Below are 17,194 nucleotides of genomic sequence, written 5' to 3' on the forward strand. Positions count from 1 at the left end.
GACACTCCTCATTGAATCGGTTACGGAGGAAGACATGGCTGCCAAGGACGTGAAGTTTAACGTCGACGCGCGTGATCGCATGCTGCGCGGCGTGGACATTCTGGCGAACGCGGTGAAGGTCACGCTGGGCCCCAAGGGCCGCAACGTGGTCCTGCAGAAGTCGTTCGGCGCGCCGCGGATCACCAAGGACGGCGTCACCGTCGCCAAGGAAATCGAGCTCTCGGACAAGTTCGAGAACATGGGCGCGCAGATGGTGAAGGAGGTTGCGTCCAAGACCTCCGACGTGGCCGGCGACGGCACCACCACCGCGACCGTTCTGGCCCAGGCGATCGTCCGCGAAGGTGTGCGCGCGGTTGCCGCCGGCATGAACCCGATGGACCTCAAGCGCGGCATCGACATGGCGGTCGACGCCGTCGTGGCCGACGTGAAGGGCCGCACCAAGAAGATCAAGACCTCCGACGAGATCGCGCAGGTCGGCACCATCTCGGCCAACGGCGCGCGCGACATCGGCGAGATGATCGCCAAGGCGATGGACAAGGTCGGCCGTGAAGGCGTGATCACCGTCGAGGAAGCCAAGTCCCTGGGTACGGAACTCGACATCGTCGAGGGCATGCAGTTCGACCGTGGCTATCTGTCACCGTACTTCGTGACCAACGCCGACAAGATGGTGTGCGAGCTCGAGAGCCCGCTGATCCTGATCCACGAGAAGAAGCTGTCCGGTCTGCAGGCGATGTTGCCGCTGCTGGAGCAGGTGGCGCGTGGCCAGCGTCCGCTGCTGATCATCGCCGAGGACATCGAGGGCGAGGCCCTGGCCACCCTGGTCGTGAACAAGTTGCGCGGCGGCCTGAAGGTCTCGGCCGTGAAGGCCCCGGGCTTCGGCGATCGCCGCAAGGCGATGCTCGAGGACATCGCGATCCTGACCGGCGGTACCGTCGTGTCCGAGGATCTCGGGATCCAGCTCGAGAATGTCACCCTCGAGATGCTCGGGACCGCCAAGAAGGTGTCGCTGACCAAGGACACCACCACGATCGTCGACGGCGCCGGCAAGAAGAAGGACATCCAGGCGCGGTGCGCTCAGATCCGTGCGCAGATCGAGGACACCACCTCGGACTACGACCGTGAGAAGCTGCAGGAGCGGCTGGCCAAGCTGGCCGGCGGCGTCGCGGTGATCCGCGTCGGCGGTGCGACCGAGATCGAGGTGAAGGAGCGCAAGGATCGCGTCGACGACGCGATGCACGCCACCCGCGCCGCGGTCGAGGAAGGCATTGTGCCCGGTGGCGGTACCGCGCTGCTGTACGCCGCCAAGGCGATCGACAAGCTGACCCCCGGCAATACCGACCAGCGTACCGGCTTCGACATCATCCGGCGGGCCCTGCAGGCTCCGGCCCGGCAGATTGCCGAGAATGCCGGTGCGGATGGCTCGATCATCGTCGGCAAGCTGCTCGAGCAGAAATCGACCAGCTTCGGCTACAACGCCCAGACCGGGGTGTTCGAGGATCTGATCAAGGCCGGCGTGATCGACCCGACCAAGGTCGTCCGCACTGCCTTGCAGGACGCGGCGTCGATCGCCGGCCTGCTGATCACCACCGAGGCGATGGTCGCCGACAAGCCGGAGCCGAAGCCGGCTGGCGGCGGCATGCCGGACATGGGCGGTATGGGCGGTATGGGCGGTATGGGCGGCATGGACTTCTGATCCACAGTCCGTTCGGCTTCCGGCCACGACAGGGCCGTGATAGGGAAGGGCTGCGGCATTGCCGCGGCCCTTTCGCTTTCAAAGAGCAGTTTCGGAGCATGCGATGACGACCGTCGATCTCGACCGGGTGGCGCAGGCGCTTGCAGAGGTGGCCGAGCAGGAGATCATGCCGCGTTGGCGCAATCTGGCGGCCGGCGATGTGCGGGAGAAGACCGGCCCGAACGATCTGGTGACGGTCGCCGACGAAGCCGCCGAACATGCCCTGGCGGCGCGGCTGCCCGACCTTCTGCCCGGCTCGATCATGATCGGCGAAGAATCGGTCGAGAAGGACCGTGGGTTGCTGGACGTCCTGAAGGGCGACCACCCGGTCTGGATTGTCGACCCAGTCGATGGCACCAAGAACTTCGCCGAGGGCAGCGACCGGTTCGGGGTGATGGTGGCGCTGGTCGAACGGGACGTGACGATCGCCGCGGTGATCTACGAACCGGTGACCGGCCGGGCCCTGATGGCCGAGGCGGGCGGCGGCGCGGAACTGATTGATCGCGCAGGCGAACGCACGCGGCTGAGCGTCACCGATCCGACCGGGTTGGAGACCATGCAGGGGGCGTTCAACTTCCGTTTCATCCCGGACGAGACGGTGCGCAAGGCGGTCCGCGCCAAGGCGGATGCCATCCTGACCGACCGGCACTACCGCCGCGGCTGCGCCGCCTACGACTACCGCATGCTGGTCACCGGCGAATGGGATTTCGCCTTCTACTGGAAGAACATGCCCTGGGACCATGCGCCCGGCCTGCTGATCCACCAGGAAGCCGGCGGCTACAGCGCGCGCTTCGACGGCAGCCCGTACCGCGCGAGCGAACTTGCCGGCGGCATCCTCGCGACCCCGGACCCAGCAAGCTGGCGCGACTTCCGCAGCGCCGTGCTGGCGCCGATCGGGTGAGGGAAGGCGGCGGCTTCAGGCCGCCTGCTTCATTTCCAGTCCGGCGTCTTCCGGAAGGCCGAGCAGCAGGTTCATGTTCTGGACTGCAGCACCCGACGCGCCCTTGCCGAGGTTGTCGAGGCGGGCGGTGACCACTGCACGCCCGCTTTCGGCGTGAGCGAACACGAACAACTCCATCATGTTCGTGCCGTTCAGCGCCTGCGGGTCGAGCTCCTTGAGTCCCTCGGCCTCGCCCAGCGCCGCCACCCGGACGAACCGCGCGTCCGCATAGCGCTCCGCCAGCACCGCATGAATGTCCGACGCACTCGGCTTCTTCGGTAGTGCCCACAGGGCGAGCGGCACGCTGACCAGCATGCCCTGGGCATAACGGCCTACCGCCGGCTGAAAGATCGGCGGATGGCCGAGGCCCGTCCACCGGGTCATTTCCGGCACATGCTTGTGGGTGAGGGTCAGGCCGTAGGTCCAATAGGCGTCGGGCTTGTAGCCGTCCTGGCCCTCGGCCTCGTAGCGCTGGATCAGCGCCTTGCCGCCGCCGGTATAGCCGGAGACCGCGTTGACGGTCACCGGGAAGTCAGCCGGGACGACCCCGGCGGTGACCAACGGCGCCAGGATGGCGATGGCGCCGGTCGGATAGCATCCGGGGTTCGACACCCGGCTTGCCGCCGCTATGGCCTCGCGCTGTCCCGGCTTGAACTCCGGAAAGCCGTACGCCCAGCCGTCCGCCGTGCGGTGCGCGGTCGAGGCGTCGATCAGCTTGGTGTCGGCGCCTTCCACCAGTAGGGCCGCTTCGCGGGCCGCATCGTCCGGCAGGCACAGGATCGCAACATCGGCGGCGCGCAATGCGTCGCGGCGGGCCGAGGGATCCTTCCGACGCGCGTCGTCGAGCGAAATCAGCTCGATGTCGCGGCGCGCAGCGAGACGATCCCGGATCTGCAGACCCGTCGTTCCCGCTTCGCCGTCGATGAAGATCCGTGCTGCCATAACCGCCTCCCGGCCGGAAAGTCGCCTGTGAAAAGGGGGCTGACCATACTGCAATCCCGCATGGATGTGGAGATATTAACCAGCCGGTTTCAAGCGAGTCCGCGCGCGATCCTGAGGACAGGCAAAGGCGAGTGTCGTCAGGTCAGCCCGCGGACGATGTTGAACGACGCGAAAGCCTGGCAGCCGGCCATCATCTCGATCCGGTTAATGTTGACATTGCGCGGGCGCGATGCCGCCCAGTACACCGCGTCAGCAATATCCTCAGGCCGCATCGGCTGGGTATCCGTGTAGACCTGCGAGGCCTTGTCTGCGTCACCCTTGAAGCGTACCTGGCTGAACTCGGTCTCGGACAACCCGGGCTCGATGTCGGTGGCGTGGATGTTCTTGCCGACCAGGTCGGCCCGCAGATTCAGCGAGAACTGGCGCACGAAGGCCTTCGTGGCGCCGTAGACGTTGCCACCCGGATAAGGCCAGTTGCCGGCGATCGAGCCGATGTTGACCACATGGCCGTACCCGTTATCGATCATCTGCGGCAGGATCGCCTTGGTGCAATACAGGACGCCCATGATGTTGGTTTCCACCATGGTCTCCCAGTCGGTGATGTCGGCCTGGTCGGCCGTTCCCAGCCCCAGCGCCAAGCCGGCGTTGTTGACCAGTACATCGATCGGCGTGAAGGCGGCGGGCAGGGCGGCCACCACCGCGTTGACCGCGGCCTTGTCGGTCACGTCCATGACTGCCGCATGACACGGGGTTTTCAACTCGGCCTTCAGGGCATCGAGCCGCTCGCCGCGCCGGCCGGTTATGATCGTCTGCCAGCCCTCGGCGGCGAACCGGCGGGCGGTCGCCATGCCGAACCCCGAGGTCGCGCCGGTGATGAAAACGGTCTTTGTCATCTGACTACTCTCCCAATTAATCAGTAGGCTCGGAGGTTTTCTTAAACCTCTCGGCGGCCTTGACGCGCTGCCAGTGAGCCTCCATGACGCTCAACGGCACCGCGTCGATCGCCTGACCGTCGGCGCGCACCCCGTCCTCGACCCCGCGAAAGCGGCGCTCGAACTTGGCGTTGCAGCGCCGCAGCGCCGTTTCGGGATCGACGCCGAGATGCCGGGCCAGATTGACCACCGTGAACAGCACGTCGCCAATCTCGTCTTCCAACCGGTTCGCATCGCGCTCGCCGTCGACTTCGGTCTGCAACTCACCGAGTTCCTCGTGGATCTTGGCGACAACGTCCGAGGTGTCCGGCCAATCGAAGCCGACCCGCACCGCCCGCCGCTGCAGTTTGACGGCGCGCATCAGCGCGGGAAGGGCGGTGGACACCCCGTCAAGCACGCTTGCCGTGCGGCCTTCGGCCTTGGCCTTGCGGGCCCGTTCGTCGGCCTTCTGCTGCTCCCAGGCGCCGGTCTGCGCCTCAGCGTCGGCGACCGTCTCGTCGCCAAAGACATGCGGGTGCCGGCGTATCATCTTTTCGGCGATGGCGGTTGCGACGTCGTCGAAGCCGAAGCTGCCTTCCTCCTCGGCCATCCGCGCGTGGTAGGCGACCTGCAGGAGGAGGTCGCCCAGTTCGTCCTTCAGTGCGGCACGGTCTCCGGTGGTGACCGCCTCGGCGACCTCATAGGCTTCTTCGATGGTGAAGGGCGCAATGGTCTCGAATGTCTGTTCAAGGTCCCATGGGCACCCGCCATCCGGGTTGCGCAGCCGGGCCATGACGGCAATCAGCCGGGCGATCGGAGGTCCGGGGGGCAGGTCGTCGGACGAGTGGGTCATGTCACCGGGCACTGCTCAGGTTGAGTCGGCGGCAGACTAACCGCCGGAACCGGCAGGGGAAAGCGTGGAGGCCGAATGCCAGGTGACAACGCGGTGGCGGCGCCACGAGCCTCAACTCGGACGCCGCCTCACGCACATGGAGATGCGCTCAAATCACTCGCAAGAGTGAGAATTATCCCAAATTGTAAGTTGTCTTTAGCCCCGTCCGTTCACTTTGAAGAGACGGGGCGGTGCTGCGCCGGTGGTTCCATGCGTAAGCACCCCCTGGTTTCAGTCCAAGTTCGGAGCGACGACTTGCATCGCACAGCCGATCATCGCCCAATTTGCTTGAGGATGGAAGAGAAAATCTGTCCACGATCTTGAACGGCAATACGCTGTTCGTCATGGACAGCGCCCGGTAACCTGCTACCGAGACGTGTGTATTCAGGCTTGCAGGAGAGTTCCATGAGACTTGATACCGGGTTGCTGTCGCGAAGGAGCATTCTGCAAGCTCTCGCAGTCCTTGCCGGTGCGGCAGCGCTGCCATCCGCATTCACCGGGCGACATGCCCATGCCGCGATGCCGACCCTGCCGCCTGACTTCGGCCGTGGGCGCAGTGTCGCCGTCGCCGGTGCCGGAGTGGCCGGCCTGACCTCCGCCTATGTCCTGGCCCGCCACGGTTTCCGGGTGACCGTGTACGAGGCCGACAGCCGGTACGGCGGGCGCAGCCTGACACCGCGCCCAGTCCGCGCGGAGTACCGCGACTGGTGGTTCGCCAAATACCACTCCGAACGTCAGTTCCCGGCGATGTACGTATCAGAATACCGCGAGGATCCGGCACGCAGCCCCGACCCGCAGCCCCAGGTCTGCCGGTTCGACGACCCGTTGTGGGACCCGCAATCCGGCAAGGACCCGCTGGAACTGTTCCTCAACGCCGGACCGGGCCGGATCCCCAGCGACCACGTGGCGGTCCTGGACCTGTGCCGCCGAATCGGCGTCGACCTTGAGCCGTATATCTTTCTGTCCGCCTCCAACCTGCTGCAGAGTGCCGCCTTCAACGGCGGCGTGCCGATCCCGTTCCGCCAGATCAACTACAGCCTGATGGGCCAGATCGCGGAAATGCTGGCAACCGTGGTGCGGGACGGCCACGCGCTCGGCCAATACTCCGACGGGTACCGCAACCGGGTGCTGGCGATGCTGCAGCAGTTCGGCGACCTGAACGGCAATCTCAAATATGACGGATCCTCGCGGCTGGGCTTCAGCCACCCGCCGGGCGGTTGGCGCGACGCGGGCGTGGTCAACCCGGTGGTGCCGTTCGACCAGACGCTGAACTCCGGCTTCGCCGGCGGTGGCGGACCAGCATCGACGGCCGGGCCGGTCCTGTTCAACGCCGACAACATCATCTGGCAGACATCGCTGCTGCAGCCGATCGGCGGCATGGATCGGATCTGGCAACGCCTGATGATGCAGGAGATCCCGGCCGATGCGGTCGAGTTGCGCAACGATGATCCACGCACGGCAGCCCTCGGCGCCCGGGACGCAGGTGCATCCGGCCGCAAGCGCTATGTCGGCGATCTGGTGGTGCTGAACCATCGCATCACCGCGTTCGAGGATGACGCCGCACAGCCACGGATGCATGTCGGCTTTGCCTGGAGCGATCCGGCCACCGGCAAAGCCGGGGAAGGATCGGCCGCACATGATTTCTGCATCTCGACCATGGCGCCGAACCTTCTGGCCACGCTGAAGACCAGCCTGCCGAGCGGGTTTCGTGCTGCGCTCGGCGCGGTCCTGCAATCCCCGGCGATCAAGGTTGGCTGGCAGAGCAGGGACCGGTTCTGGGAAACCGGAAACCAGATCTACGGCGGCATCAGCTGGACCGACGATCCGATCCGGCAGATCTGGTATCCGTCCGAGGACTACGGCGCTCACACCGGTGTGCTGACCGGCGCGTACAACAGCGGGCCGCAAGCCGAAGCGTTCGGCAATCTCACTCAGACGCAGCGCATCGAGGCGGCGCTGAGCGGCGGCGAGAAACTGCATGCCGGGTTCAGCCAGAAGGTCCACGCCGACAAGGGCCTGACGATCGCCTGGCACTTGATGCCGCACCAGGTCGGTGGCTGGGCAGTCGACACCGCGAACACCCAGCCGGAGATCTATCACAAGATCACCACCTTGCCGCAGGGCCGGCTGTATCTGGCCGGCGATGCCTGGAGCCAACTACCGGGCTGGAAGGAAGGTGCAGTGACCTCGGCCTATGCGGCGGTCGAGGCGATTGCATATGGGATGACCGCCGGGAAGACCAAAACCGCGCGTTGATGCGAGGTAGGGAGGCGATGGTGATGGAGGCCGGCAGTTCCGGCCTCACATCCTCGATTGGTCGCATCATTAAGGCGCATAATGTATATTATGGGAAATACAATCAAACGATCTGGCTCTGTGTACTCTACGCTACCCGCGCCGAGACCGCGGGATGCCGATGGACGCCATCAACCTCGACCCACGCTCGCGACCGACCTGCGCAAGCTCCGGGAATGCCGATGCCGCCGCATCAAACTCATCGTCGATCCGCACCCGCCCGGTTCCATATGAAACCAGCACCATGGTGCCGACATACACCACGTCGCCGGGGTTCACCGTGAATCCGTATCCGCCAATGTCATCGGGTGCGATCAGCCGGTTGTTGCTACCGGCGCTGAACCGCAAGACGTAGACCGTCTTCGACCCCGGGAATATAAGCCCCCTGATCGTTGCGTAGTCTCCAGCGAAAAGAGACGCCGATACGAACGTAGTCGCCGAGCCTTCGGTTTTCGGCTCGGCCATCTTCCCGCTGTATCCGGGTAAAATCGGCAGATCGATTCCGCCCGTCTTCGGTTCGATATAGCCAAAGGAGACTTCGGCACGTGGCGCCGGAGGGGGCCGGTCGAACAACGACCAGGGCGAGGAAGAACTGTTCCGGTTCGCATCTTCGGACGGACGATCTCCAAGACGCAGGCCGATGATCGCGGTTCCCTGGGCTTGACTGGCACCCGAATCGGTGGCGCCCCCGGCACAGCCGCTCAGAATCAGCGCCCCGCCGCCGGTGAGTACTGCCCGACGCCCCGGAGATTCGAAAGATGCCTGTTTCATCGCGCGACCGGTCATGGAGTTGTAGGAACAGTTGCTGACCAACCTCACACGAACCGTTCTTGAACGAAAACGCTTTTTGTCCGGAATGGTTGTCGACGTCCGGTCCGGTTCTGTGACCGCTATTTGTAGTCGATCTGCGCCGCCGGACAGCGGCCTTCCCGATCGATCATGGCGCGCAGCACGGTGCGCTGCTCGCTGTCGGCGAACACCTTGGAGAACCGCACCGTCTGGTCGCTTGTACGCAGGAACACGCGGTGCCGCCGGCACACCTCCATGATGTCCTTCAGGAACGCTCTCGCCTCATCGCGGGTCAGCAGGTTCTTCTGGTGATCCTTGGCGAGGTCGCCAAGCAGGTTCGGATCGATCATGACGACGGCTCGTTGCGCTTGTAGGATTGGCGGATGGCAAGGGTAGCATTGGAACGCGCGCTGAAGAAACCGGGCCGGGTTCTGACCTGGCACCTCGGCGCCGGGTGCCGCTCCTACCGCAGTTCCGACCGCGAGGACTATTTCACCGTGCTGCCTCCCGAGCTGGCGGGTTTCGTCCAGCGCTTCGGCTCCGACGCCACCGAACCGGAGGTTCTGGAGCTGTTCCTGGACGACATGCTGCACGATCTGGCGGTCGAGGAAGCCGAGCACCGGGCGCTGCACGGCGACGATCCGCTGGTTCCCGCCATGCCGTCGGATGCGGTGCTGTTCGAGATCCGCGGCTATTTCCAGGGCTGCCTGGAGTTCTACGTCACCCAGTGGGCCGCACCACCGCGCGACCCATTCCGGCGCGGACCGGAGCCGCGCTGGCTGATCCTGGCGAGCCCGAACGTCCGATCGGTCGGGCGGTGTGCGGCCGCGTTCGATGACCTTCTGGACCGGTGCGACAGCGTGGCGCGCTGCCACGACCTGGTCCTGGACCTGGAAACCGTTCGTGATGGGTTCCGCACCATGCTGCGGCGCAAGACCGGCTATATGCCGTCGCTGGTGCCTGCTGCGGCGGCCCTGAGGTAGATGTCGCGGTCGGTGCGGTGCAGGGCGAAGCCCGGCCGGCCCGGTTCGGTGAAGCCATAGCGCTTGTACCACTCGACCGGTCGCTCGCCGCACATCAGCATCCAGCGCCGCAGGTTCTGCAGGTCCGGATGGGCAAACACGCAGTCCATCATCCAGCTTCCCACGCCCTGCCCGCGCACGGTGTCGTCCAGCAGAAACACGTCGCCGAGATAGGCGAAGGCGGCGAAGTCGGTCACGACCCTGGCGTAGCCAACCATCGGCGCTCCAGTCTCCGGCGCCCCTGTGAACAGTCCGAAATTGACGCTGTTGGCGATGAAGCTGCGTACGACTTCGATCGGGATGCCCGGGGACTGCCGGCCGGATGCGAGATACCGCTGCACCGCTTCGGCGTCGATCAGGGTCGGGTCGGTGACGACCACCCTTCCCTCGCGTTCCCATCGTTGCGGATGGATGTCGTCCAGGCGGCTCACTCCGGGATCTCCAGTACCAGCCCGTCATAGCCCGGCTCGACCCCTGGCGGGCACTTGGCCAGGGTCCGTCGGTAGTCGAGGCGTGCGTTCATGTGCGTGAGATAGGCCCGCCGCGGCCGGACCCGTTCGATCCAGCCCAAGGTGCGCTCCAGCGTCGAGTGGGCGCTGGTCGGCTCCTCGCGCAGGCAGTCGACGATCCAGGTATCGAGCTCGAACGCCGCAAGGTCGTCAAGTTGCGCCTCGGTCAGGGTATGCACGTCGGTGGAGTAGGCCACCCGCCCGTCAAACACGAAGCCCAGGCTGGCGCCGGAGTTTCCGTGGTCCAGCCGGGTGACGTCGACGGTGACGCCCGCGACCTCATGCCGGCCTTCGTCGACCGGATGGTGGATCAGCGGCGGCGAATGATGCGGCGGCGATCCCGGGACCGCCTCGAACATATAGCCGAAGCGGGCGCGCAGGTCGGCGAAGGTCACCGGGTCGGCGTAGGCCGGGATGCGCTGGCCGGCGCTCCAGTACAGCGGGCGCAGATCGTCGATGCCGTGGGTGTGGTCGGCGTGGATGTGGGTGAACAGCACGGCATCGATCGATTGGACATCAGCGTCCAGCAACTGCTCGCGCAGATCCGGCGAAGCGTCGACCAGGACCCGCCGGCCGGCCTTCTCGACCAGGATCGAACACCGCCGCCGCCGGTTGCGCGGCTCGTTCGGATCGCACAATCCCCAGCCGCCGGACAGGCTCGGCACACCGACGGATCCGCCGCATCCGAGCATGGTCAACCGTATCATGCAGCGTCGAGCGTCAGGTTAGCGGGCGGCGGTACCTTGCTGAACAGCTTGAAGAAATTGCGGGTGGTTCGCGCGGCCGATGCGGCGACGTCGAGTCCCTGAACCTCGGCGACCACTGCGTGGGTGTGCACCACATAGGCCGGCTCGTTGCGCTTGCCGCGGTACGGCGGAGGCGCAAGGTACGGCGCGTCGGTTTCGACCAGCAGGCGGTCGGCCGGCAGGTCGGCCACAATGGACCGCAGGTCGTCGGACTTCTTGAAGGTCACGATCCCGGACAGCGAGATGTAGAAACCCAGGTCAACCGCACGCATCGCCAGTTCCCGACCGGAGCTGAAGCAGTGCATCACTCCGGTGAACGGCCCTTCGGCGTAGCACTCCTCCAGGATCTTCCACGTATCCTCGTCGGCGGCGCGACTATGCACGATCACCGGCAGTCCGGTGCGTCTTGCCGCCTCGATGTGGGCCCGGAATCCCGCCGCCTGATCGGCCCTCGGGCTGCTGTCGTAGTGATAGTCGAGGCCGCACTCTCCGATCCCGACGACTTCGGGGTGCGCCTCGGCAATGGCCACGAGATCGTCGGCGGTTATGTCGGTTTCCTCACCCGCCTGGTGCGGATGGGTACCGACGGTACAGTACACGTCGTCGAACCGCTGGGCGATCGCCAGCACCTTGTCGAAGCGCCTGACCCTGGTACCGATCGTCACCATGCGCACCACACCCGCCCGGCGGGCGCGCGCCACCACCTCGTCGAGCTCCGAAGCGAAGTCCTCGAAGTCGAGATGACAGTGTGAATCGACCAGTATCGGAAGCGACGTCACGAGTCGTCCCCTTCCTCCTCGGCGACCCAGCGCGGGAACACGCCTTCGGGCTTCGGCAACGGCGTACCGGGAACCAAGCGGTGTTCCGGGGTCAAGCGATCGAAGCCACGGGCATCCGCCGGGACCGCCAACTGGTCGAGCATTCGTTCGCAAGAGCCTGGGACGATAGGCTGAAGCAGGATCGCCACGTGGCGTATGGTTTCGACCAGCGTGTAGAGTACGGTCGCCATCCGCGCCGGGTCGGTCTTGCGCAACGTCCAGGGCGCCTGCTCGTCGACATAGCGGTTGGCCCGTCCCACAACGTCGAAGACCGCGTCCAGGGCCTTGTGGAAGGCTTGCGTATCGTAGGCGGCGCGCTGGCCCTCCAACAATGCGTCGGCGGCACCCAGCAGCGTCTCGTCGGCCGGGGCGAGCGCGCCCGGCTGCGGTACCGCGCCGCCGCAGTTCTTGGCGACCATCGACAGCACGCGCTGCGACAGGTTGCCGAGATCGTTCGCAAGCTCGGAGTTCATGCGGTTGATCACCGCCCGGTGCGAGAAGTCGCCGTCGTTGCCGAACGGCAGTTCGCGCAGCATGAAGTACCGGAACTGGTCGAGGCCGTATGTGCTGACCAGGGCTGCCGGATCGATCGCATTGCCGAGCGATTTCGACATCTTCTGACCCTCGACGGTCCACCAGCCGTGGGCGAACACCCGCTTCGGCACATCCAGCCCCGCTCCCATCAGGAACGCCGGCCAATAGACCGCGTGGAACCGCAGGATGTCCTTGCCGACCATGTGCAGATCGGCCGGCCAGCGCTGGGCGTACTGCCCGTCCGTATCGGGATAGCCTGCTGCCGTGATGTAGTTGGTCAGGGCGTCGAGCCAGACGTACATGATGTGGGCATCGTCGTCCGGAACCGGCACGCCCCACTTGAAGCTGGTCCGGCTGACCGACAGGTCCCTGAGGCCGCCGCGGACGAACGAGAGCACTTCGTTGCGGCGACTCTCCGGCGCGATGAAGTCGGGGTTGGCCTCATAGAACGCCAGCAGCGGCTCCTGCCACTTCGACAGGTCGAAGAAGTAGGACGGCTCCTCAACCCATTCGACCGGAGCGCCGCTCGGCGCCCGCTTCTCGCCGTTCACGGTCGTCAGTTCGGTTTCGACGTAGAACGCCTCATCGCGTACCGAGTACCAGCCGGCATAGGACCCGAGATAGATGTGGCCCTTCTCCTTCAGACGACGCCACAGGGCTTGCACCGCTTCGACATGCCTGGGCTCGGTGGTCCGGATGAAATCGTCGATCTTGCAGTTCATGACGCCGATCAGGTCGCGAAAATTCTGCGAAACCTGGTCAGTAAAGCTCTGCGGGTCGACACCGGCGGCGGCGGCGGCGGCCTCGACCTTCTGGCCGTGCTCGTCGGTGCCGGTCAGGAACATCACGTCATAGCCATCGAGGCGCTTGAAGCGCGCCAGCGCATCGCAGGCCAGCGTGGTGTAGGCGTGGCCGATATGCGGCTTGTCGTTGACGTAGTAGATCGGTGTGGTGACGTAATAGCTGCGGCTCATCAGAGACCTCCGGCCGACGGGCTCCCTGCCTACTCCGCCACCCCGCCGCGATCAAGCCCGTCGCCCAGTGCCAACGTGTGGATCGAGTCCAGAACGACCTGCCGACGGTCGAGATTGACCGCCCGCTCGAGGTGCAGCAACCGCTCGACCTCGGCGCGCCGGCGAAACACCGGCTCTATGCCGGCTGAAGCGACCCAACGCCGCCCGACTGACAGATCCCCGGGAACCACCTCCCGAAGACCCGTTGCGTCAGCCGACGACCGGACTGCACGGTCGATCCACCAGAGCATCAACTCCATGCCGGCCGCAAATGCGTCGGCCTCGCCGGCTTTGGGACGCCGTCCCCATGCCGTTGCCAGGGCATGCAGCGCCTCGCCGGGTACCAGGTCACCGCGCTTGACCGGCAAATGCCCCATCAGCCCGGCGACCCCGCGGTACAGATCAGCGCCACCGGCATCGGCCAGGGCAATCGCCCGGCCGATACTGCCTTCCGCCAACCGCACCAGAACCGAAGCGTCTGTTTCGCTTATCGCCGGCCTGGCCCGCAGCAGCAGGTCGAGAACCAGTTCATCGGAGAGCGGCTTGAGCGTCAGGCGGCGGCACCGCGATCGCGTCGTCGGAAGCATCGAGTTCAGAGCATTAGATGATAATATAATCAATGTATTATGAGGAGGTTCCTCAAGTATTTTGAGAAGTGCATTCTCGGCATTCCGGTTCATCCGGTCAGCTTCGTCGACGATCGCCACCCGCCAGCCGCCCTCCGCGCTCTTGAAGCGCAGCGACGCTTCGAAAGCCCTGACCTCTTCGACCTTGACGACCGCGCTCATCGTTCCCTTGTCGGTCATCTGGCGCCGCAGGATCTTGAGATCCGGGTGGCTTTCACCGGACACCATGCGGGCTACCCTGGTGTCCGGCGCAATGGCCAGTGAGGTCGGCGGAGCTTCGGACGTGCCAAACAGTCCCGCCTCGCCCTCCGCCTCGCCGCCCGACAGGACAAAACGGGCAATGCGGTACGCCAGGGTCGCCTTGCCTATTCCTGGCGGTCCGGCGATCAGCCAGGCATGCGGCATCCGACCCGAGGCCCACGCTTCCAGGACCATCGCCTCCGCGGCTTCGTGGCCGATGAGGTCGGGATTGGCTGCCGGTGACGGCAGGCCGACCACCGATTCGTTATCATCGCTCACGCCGAGACACCAAGACGCTCGGACACGGCGGCGGCGATTGCCTGGGCAATCCGGTCCTCGGGCAGCGTTCCGGCATCGATAACGACGCAGCGTCCAGGATCGCCGGCAGCGATCCTCAGGAAGCCGTCCCGGACGGCGGCATGAAACACCGATCCTTTGCGTTCGAAGCGGGCCTCGGTCCCATCCTTCCCCCTCAGTGTCCGGGCGAGACCGGTTTCCGGCGAGAGATCCAGGACAAGTGTCAGGTCTGGACGCGTATCCTCGACGGTGGCGGCAATCAGCGCTTCCAGCGAGGCGAACGGGACGCCGCCGGCGTAGCCCTGATAGGCCAGCGTTGAATCGATGAAGCGGTCGCAGATCACCCATTGGCCGCTGGCCAGCGCCGGCCGGATGGTCCGGATCACATGATCGCGCCGGGCAGCGTTCATCAGCATGGCTTCGGTGACCGCATCCCACCGCCCCGGCTCGCCGGTGACCAGCAGGTTTCTGATGGCCTCCGCTCCCGGGGAGCCGCCGGGCTCCCGCGTCAGAACGCAGTCCACGCTCCGCGCCTTCAACCACGCTGCCAGATGGCGCGCCTGGGTGGACTTGCCCGCTCCCTCGCCGCCTTCCAGGGTGATGAGGCGGCCGCGCGCTGCTGCGTCAGCCACCACTCCCCCAGACCAGATGGCCGATTGCCGACGTGATCCGCCCCAGCGGACCGAGTTGACCGACATCGGCGCCAGCATACAACGGCACCGTACGATCCTGCATGTCAGGGGACGCGATCCGCAGCATGGCGATCGGCTGGCCGGCGACGATCGGCGCCGGAATCGGGCCGGAGTACTCGACCGTGACCGTCATTTCCTTTCGGGCCGCGCGTTTGACCGCCACTACCACGTCGCGGTCCGTCACCAGCGGAACTTTCGGGCGGTCACCCAGCCAGACCTCGGCGGTCTCGATCGGCACGCCCTTTTTGGCAAAGGTCAGGTTCTCGAACTCCCGAAATCCCCATTCGATCAGTCGCTCGGACTCGTCGGACCGTTCGCGCACGCTCGACATGCCGTTCAACACCAGGATCAGCCGGCGGTCGCCGCGCTTGGCACTCACCGTCAGGCCGTACCCGGCGTTTTCGGTATGGCCGGTCTTCAACCCGTCAACCCCCATGGCCTTGTAGAGCAATGGGTTCCGGTTGCCCTGCTTGATCTTGTTGTAGGTGAACGACGTCTCGGAGAAGAGCGAGTAGTATTCCGGAAAGCGACGGATGGTTTCGGCAGCAAGAACCGCCAGATCGTGTGCCGTCATCCGATGTTCGGGATCCGGCCATCCGGTGGAATTGCGGAAAATCGAGCTCTCCAGCCCGATCTCACGCCCCCGCGTGGTCATCAACTCACCGAACGCTTCCTCGGACCCAGAGATCGCCTCGGCGAGCGCGATCGTCGCGTCATTGCCGGACTGGACGATGATGCCCATCAGCAGATCGGAGAGCGAGACCCGCGACCCGACCTCGACGAACATCTTCGAGCCGCCCTTGCGCCAGGCATTCTCGGAGATCGGGATTTCATCGGTCATCTTCAGGCGTCCATCCTTCAGACGCTCGAAGGCCAGAAACACCGTCATGATCTTTGTCATCGATGCAGGCGGCATCAGGTCTGTCGAGTTCTTCTCGAACAGGACCTGGCCGGTGTCGTAGTCCATCAGAATGGCTTCGCGCGCGCTGGTATCGAGCGCAGCGGCCGGTTGGACTCCGCCAAGGACCAGGGGCACCACGGTGACCAGGGCAACGAGAAGTCGGACAAACACCCGATGACGACGTGACACGGTCTGGGACCTCCTCGTGCTTGAGTTCTCCACTGTTCCTAGGTGGACTTTGCGGAGAAACTTGGGCATGGCGCAGTTCTCAGTCGACGACGATGCGGGATCCCGGGAAACCGGCCGCGATGAGCTGCTCAAGCGTCCGGTCCGCGGAAGCGACTTCGGTCAATGGGCCGACACGCACCCTGTAGTAGGTCCGGCCCGCCACCAGCGCCTCCTGAACATTGGCCGGCCCGATATCCTTCAGCTGGCGTGACAGCCGCCGGGCATTGTCCCGGTTCTCGAAGGCTCCAACCTGCACCCAGATGTCGGTATCGCTGACCGGCACCGTCTCGACCGTTCCGGGCGGCGGACCGCCAGCGGCGACCGCCGAGGTTCCGCTGCCGCCGGGAGGTGTCGCCGGGCTCGGCAATGCCTTGTTTCTGGCAGCCGGGGACGGTGCGGCCCCGGTGGGGGCTTCCAGGCGGGACACCTGCACGGGCGGCGAAGGCACCGCGTTCGGCACCGGCGCCGGCGTTGCATCCGGCGTGGCCGATGCCAGCACGGGGCCGACCGCTCCGCCGCGCGCGGCGATCTGATCGCGCCGGCTGTCTTCTGGAAGAATCTCGACACGGACCTTGGCCGTGCCCTGCCGCTCAAAGCCGAGAAGCTGAGCCGACCGGCGGCTGAGATCGATGATACGGCCATGGGCAAACGGTCCACGATCGTTGACGCGCACCACCAGGGCCCGCCCGTTCGTCAGGTTGGTCACCCGCACGACGCTCGGCAACGGCAGCGTACGGTGGGCCGCCGTGACGTCGTTCTCATCGAAGGTCTCACCGTTGGCGGTGGAACGCCCATGGAATCCGGGGCCGTACCAGGACGCGATGCCGGTTTCGACGTACTCCCAATCTTCCTTCGGGTAGTACCAGACACCGCCAATCTGATACGGGTTTCCGACCTTGTAGGTACCGACCGAGCTGGACTTGGTGCCTTTGGCCTGTTTCGCCGTATTGGCCAGGAACTCGGTTTCCGCGCAGCCGCCCAACGCCAGCGCAGCGATCAGCGCCATGGCAACACCAACCGTCACGCGCGGGCGGCCCGTCAATCTCCCCTCGCCCATGGATCTTGTG

At 65.5% G+C, this 17,194-nt stretch carries 17 protein-coding genes; 4 read left to right on the forward strand and 13 right to left on the reverse strand.

The window, feature by feature from the left end; genetic code table 11:
• The first annotated feature begins 34 nt into the window (after nt 1-34).
• Nucleotides 35-1,693 (forward strand): chaperonin GroEL, encoded by a 1,659-nt coding sequence (gene groL, locus RIC54_RS24605; protein ID WP_350094888.1) that lies wholly within the window; start codon nt 35-37, stop codon nt 1,691-1,693.
• Between the two features lie 103 nt (nt 1,694-1,796).
• Nucleotides 1,797-2,633 (forward strand): inositol monophosphatase family protein, encoded by an 837-nt coding sequence (locus RIC54_RS24610; protein ID WP_350094891.1) that lies wholly within the window; start codon nt 1,797-1,799, stop codon nt 2,631-2,633.
• 15 nt (nt 2,634-2,648) lie between these two features.
• On the opposite strand, the gene argC is transcribed toward RIC54_RS24610, so the two are convergent.
• The 3 genes from argC to mazG form a co-directional block, all read right to left on the reverse strand.
• Nucleotides 2,649-3,614, reverse strand: a complete 966-nt coding sequence (argC, locus tag RIC54_RS24615) for an N-acetyl-gamma-glutamyl-phosphate reductase (protein WP_350094894.1) — start codon at nt 3,612-3,614, stop codon at nt 2,649-2,651.
• Nucleotides 3,615-3,751: 137 nt separating this feature from the next.
• Nucleotides 3,752-4,507: an SDR family NAD(P)-dependent oxidoreductase gene (locus RIC54_RS24620; protein WP_350094897.1), complete on the reverse strand. Its 756-nt coding sequence runs from the start codon at nt 4,505-4,507 to the stop codon at nt 3,752-3,754.
• Between the two features lie 16 nt (nt 4,508-4,523).
• Entirely contained in the window at nt 4,524-5,378 is an 855-nt protein-coding gene (mazG, locus tag RIC54_RS24625; RefSeq protein ID WP_350094900.1) for a nucleoside triphosphate pyrophosphohydrolase, read from the reverse strand.
• A gap of 444 nt (nt 5,379-5,822) precedes the next feature.
• On the opposite strand from mazG, the gene RIC54_RS24630 reads away from it, so the two are divergent.
• A complete protein-coding gene (locus tag RIC54_RS24630) occupies nt 5,823-7,673 on the forward strand; it encodes a flavin monoamine oxidase family protein (protein WP_350094903.1) in 1,851 nt (616 codons plus the stop codon).
• Between the two features lie 132 nt (nt 7,674-7,805).
• On the opposite strand, the gene RIC54_RS24635 is transcribed toward RIC54_RS24630, so the two are convergent.
• A complete protein-coding gene (locus RIC54_RS24635) occupies nt 7,806-8,498 on the reverse strand; it encodes a hypothetical protein (RefSeq protein ID WP_350094906.1) in 693 nt (230 codons plus the stop codon).
• Between the two features lie 104 nt (nt 8,499-8,602).
• On the reverse strand, nt 8,603-8,851 hold the full coding sequence (locus RIC54_RS24640; RefSeq protein ID WP_007675141.1) for a hypothetical protein: 249 nt from the start codon (nt 8,849-8,851) through the stop codon (nt 8,603-8,605).
• Nucleotides 8,852-8,884: 33 nt separating this feature from the next.
• Between RIC54_RS24640 and RIC54_RS24645 the strand changes: the two genes are divergently transcribed.
• A complete protein-coding gene (locus RIC54_RS24645) occupies nt 8,885-9,484 on the forward strand; it encodes a hypothetical protein (protein WP_350094909.1) in 600 nt (199 codons plus the stop codon).
• On the opposite strand, the gene RIC54_RS24650 is transcribed toward RIC54_RS24645, so the two are convergent.
• The 8 genes from RIC54_RS24650 to RIC54_RS24685 form a co-directional block, all read right to left on the reverse strand.
• Nucleotides 9,442-9,954 carry a GNAT family N-acetyltransferase gene (locus RIC54_RS24650; protein ID WP_350094912.1) on the reverse strand — a complete coding sequence of 171 codons (513 nt, stop codon included), beginning with the start codon at nt 9,952-9,954 and terminating at the stop codon, nt 9,442-9,444. The genes RIC54_RS24645 and RIC54_RS24650 overlap by 43 nt on opposite strands.
• Nucleotides 9,951-10,739 carry an MBL fold metallo-hydrolase gene (locus RIC54_RS24655; RefSeq protein WP_350094915.1) on the reverse strand — a complete coding sequence of 263 codons (789 nt, stop codon included), beginning with the start codon at nt 10,737-10,739 and terminating at the stop codon, nt 9,951-9,953. Before RIC54_RS24655 ends, RIC54_RS24650 begins: the two co-directional genes overlap by 4 nt.
• Nucleotides 10,736-11,542: a TatD family hydrolase gene (locus tag RIC54_RS24660; RefSeq protein WP_350095058.1), complete on the reverse strand. Its 807-nt coding sequence runs from the start codon at nt 11,540-11,542 to the stop codon at nt 10,736-10,738. The genes RIC54_RS24655 and RIC54_RS24660 overlap by 4 nt, the downstream gene beginning before the upstream one ends.
• An 11-nt stretch (nt 11,543-11,553) precedes the next feature.
• Entirely contained in the window at nt 11,554-13,104 is a 1,551-nt protein-coding gene (gene metG, locus RIC54_RS24665; RefSeq protein WP_350094918.1) for a methionine--tRNA ligase, read from the reverse strand.
• A 29-nt stretch (nt 13,105-13,133) separates the two neighbouring features.
• Nucleotides 13,134-14,288 carry a DNA polymerase III subunit delta' gene (locus RIC54_RS24670; protein ID WP_350094921.1) on the reverse strand — a complete coding sequence of 385 codons (1,155 nt, stop codon included), beginning with the start codon at nt 14,286-14,288 and terminating at the stop codon, nt 13,134-13,136.
• Nucleotides 14,285-14,938 carry a dTMP kinase gene (tmk, locus tag RIC54_RS24675; protein WP_350094924.1) on the reverse strand — a complete coding sequence of 218 codons (654 nt, stop codon included), beginning with the start codon at nt 14,936-14,938 and terminating at the stop codon, nt 14,285-14,287. Before tmk ends, RIC54_RS24670 begins: the two co-directional genes overlap by 4 nt.
• Nucleotides 14,931-16,088: a D-alanyl-D-alanine carboxypeptidase family protein gene (locus tag RIC54_RS24680; RefSeq protein ID WP_350094927.1), complete on the reverse strand. Its 1,158-nt coding sequence runs from the start codon at nt 16,086-16,088 to the stop codon at nt 14,931-14,933. The genes tmk and RIC54_RS24680 overlap by 8 nt, the downstream gene beginning before the upstream one ends.
• A 79-nt stretch (nt 16,089-16,167) precedes the next feature.
• Nucleotides 16,168-17,169 (reverse strand): septal ring lytic transglycosylase RlpA family protein, encoded by a 1,002-nt coding sequence (locus tag RIC54_RS24685; protein WP_350094930.1) that lies wholly within the window; start codon nt 17,167-17,169, stop codon nt 16,168-16,170.
• Nucleotides 17,170-17,194 lie beyond the last annotated feature (25 nt).

The organism is Thalassobaculum sp. (genome assembly GCF_040219215.1).
In the GTDB taxonomy this organism is placed as follows: Bacteria; Pseudomonadota; Alphaproteobacteria; order Thalassobaculales; family Thalassobaculaceae; genus Thalassobaculum_A.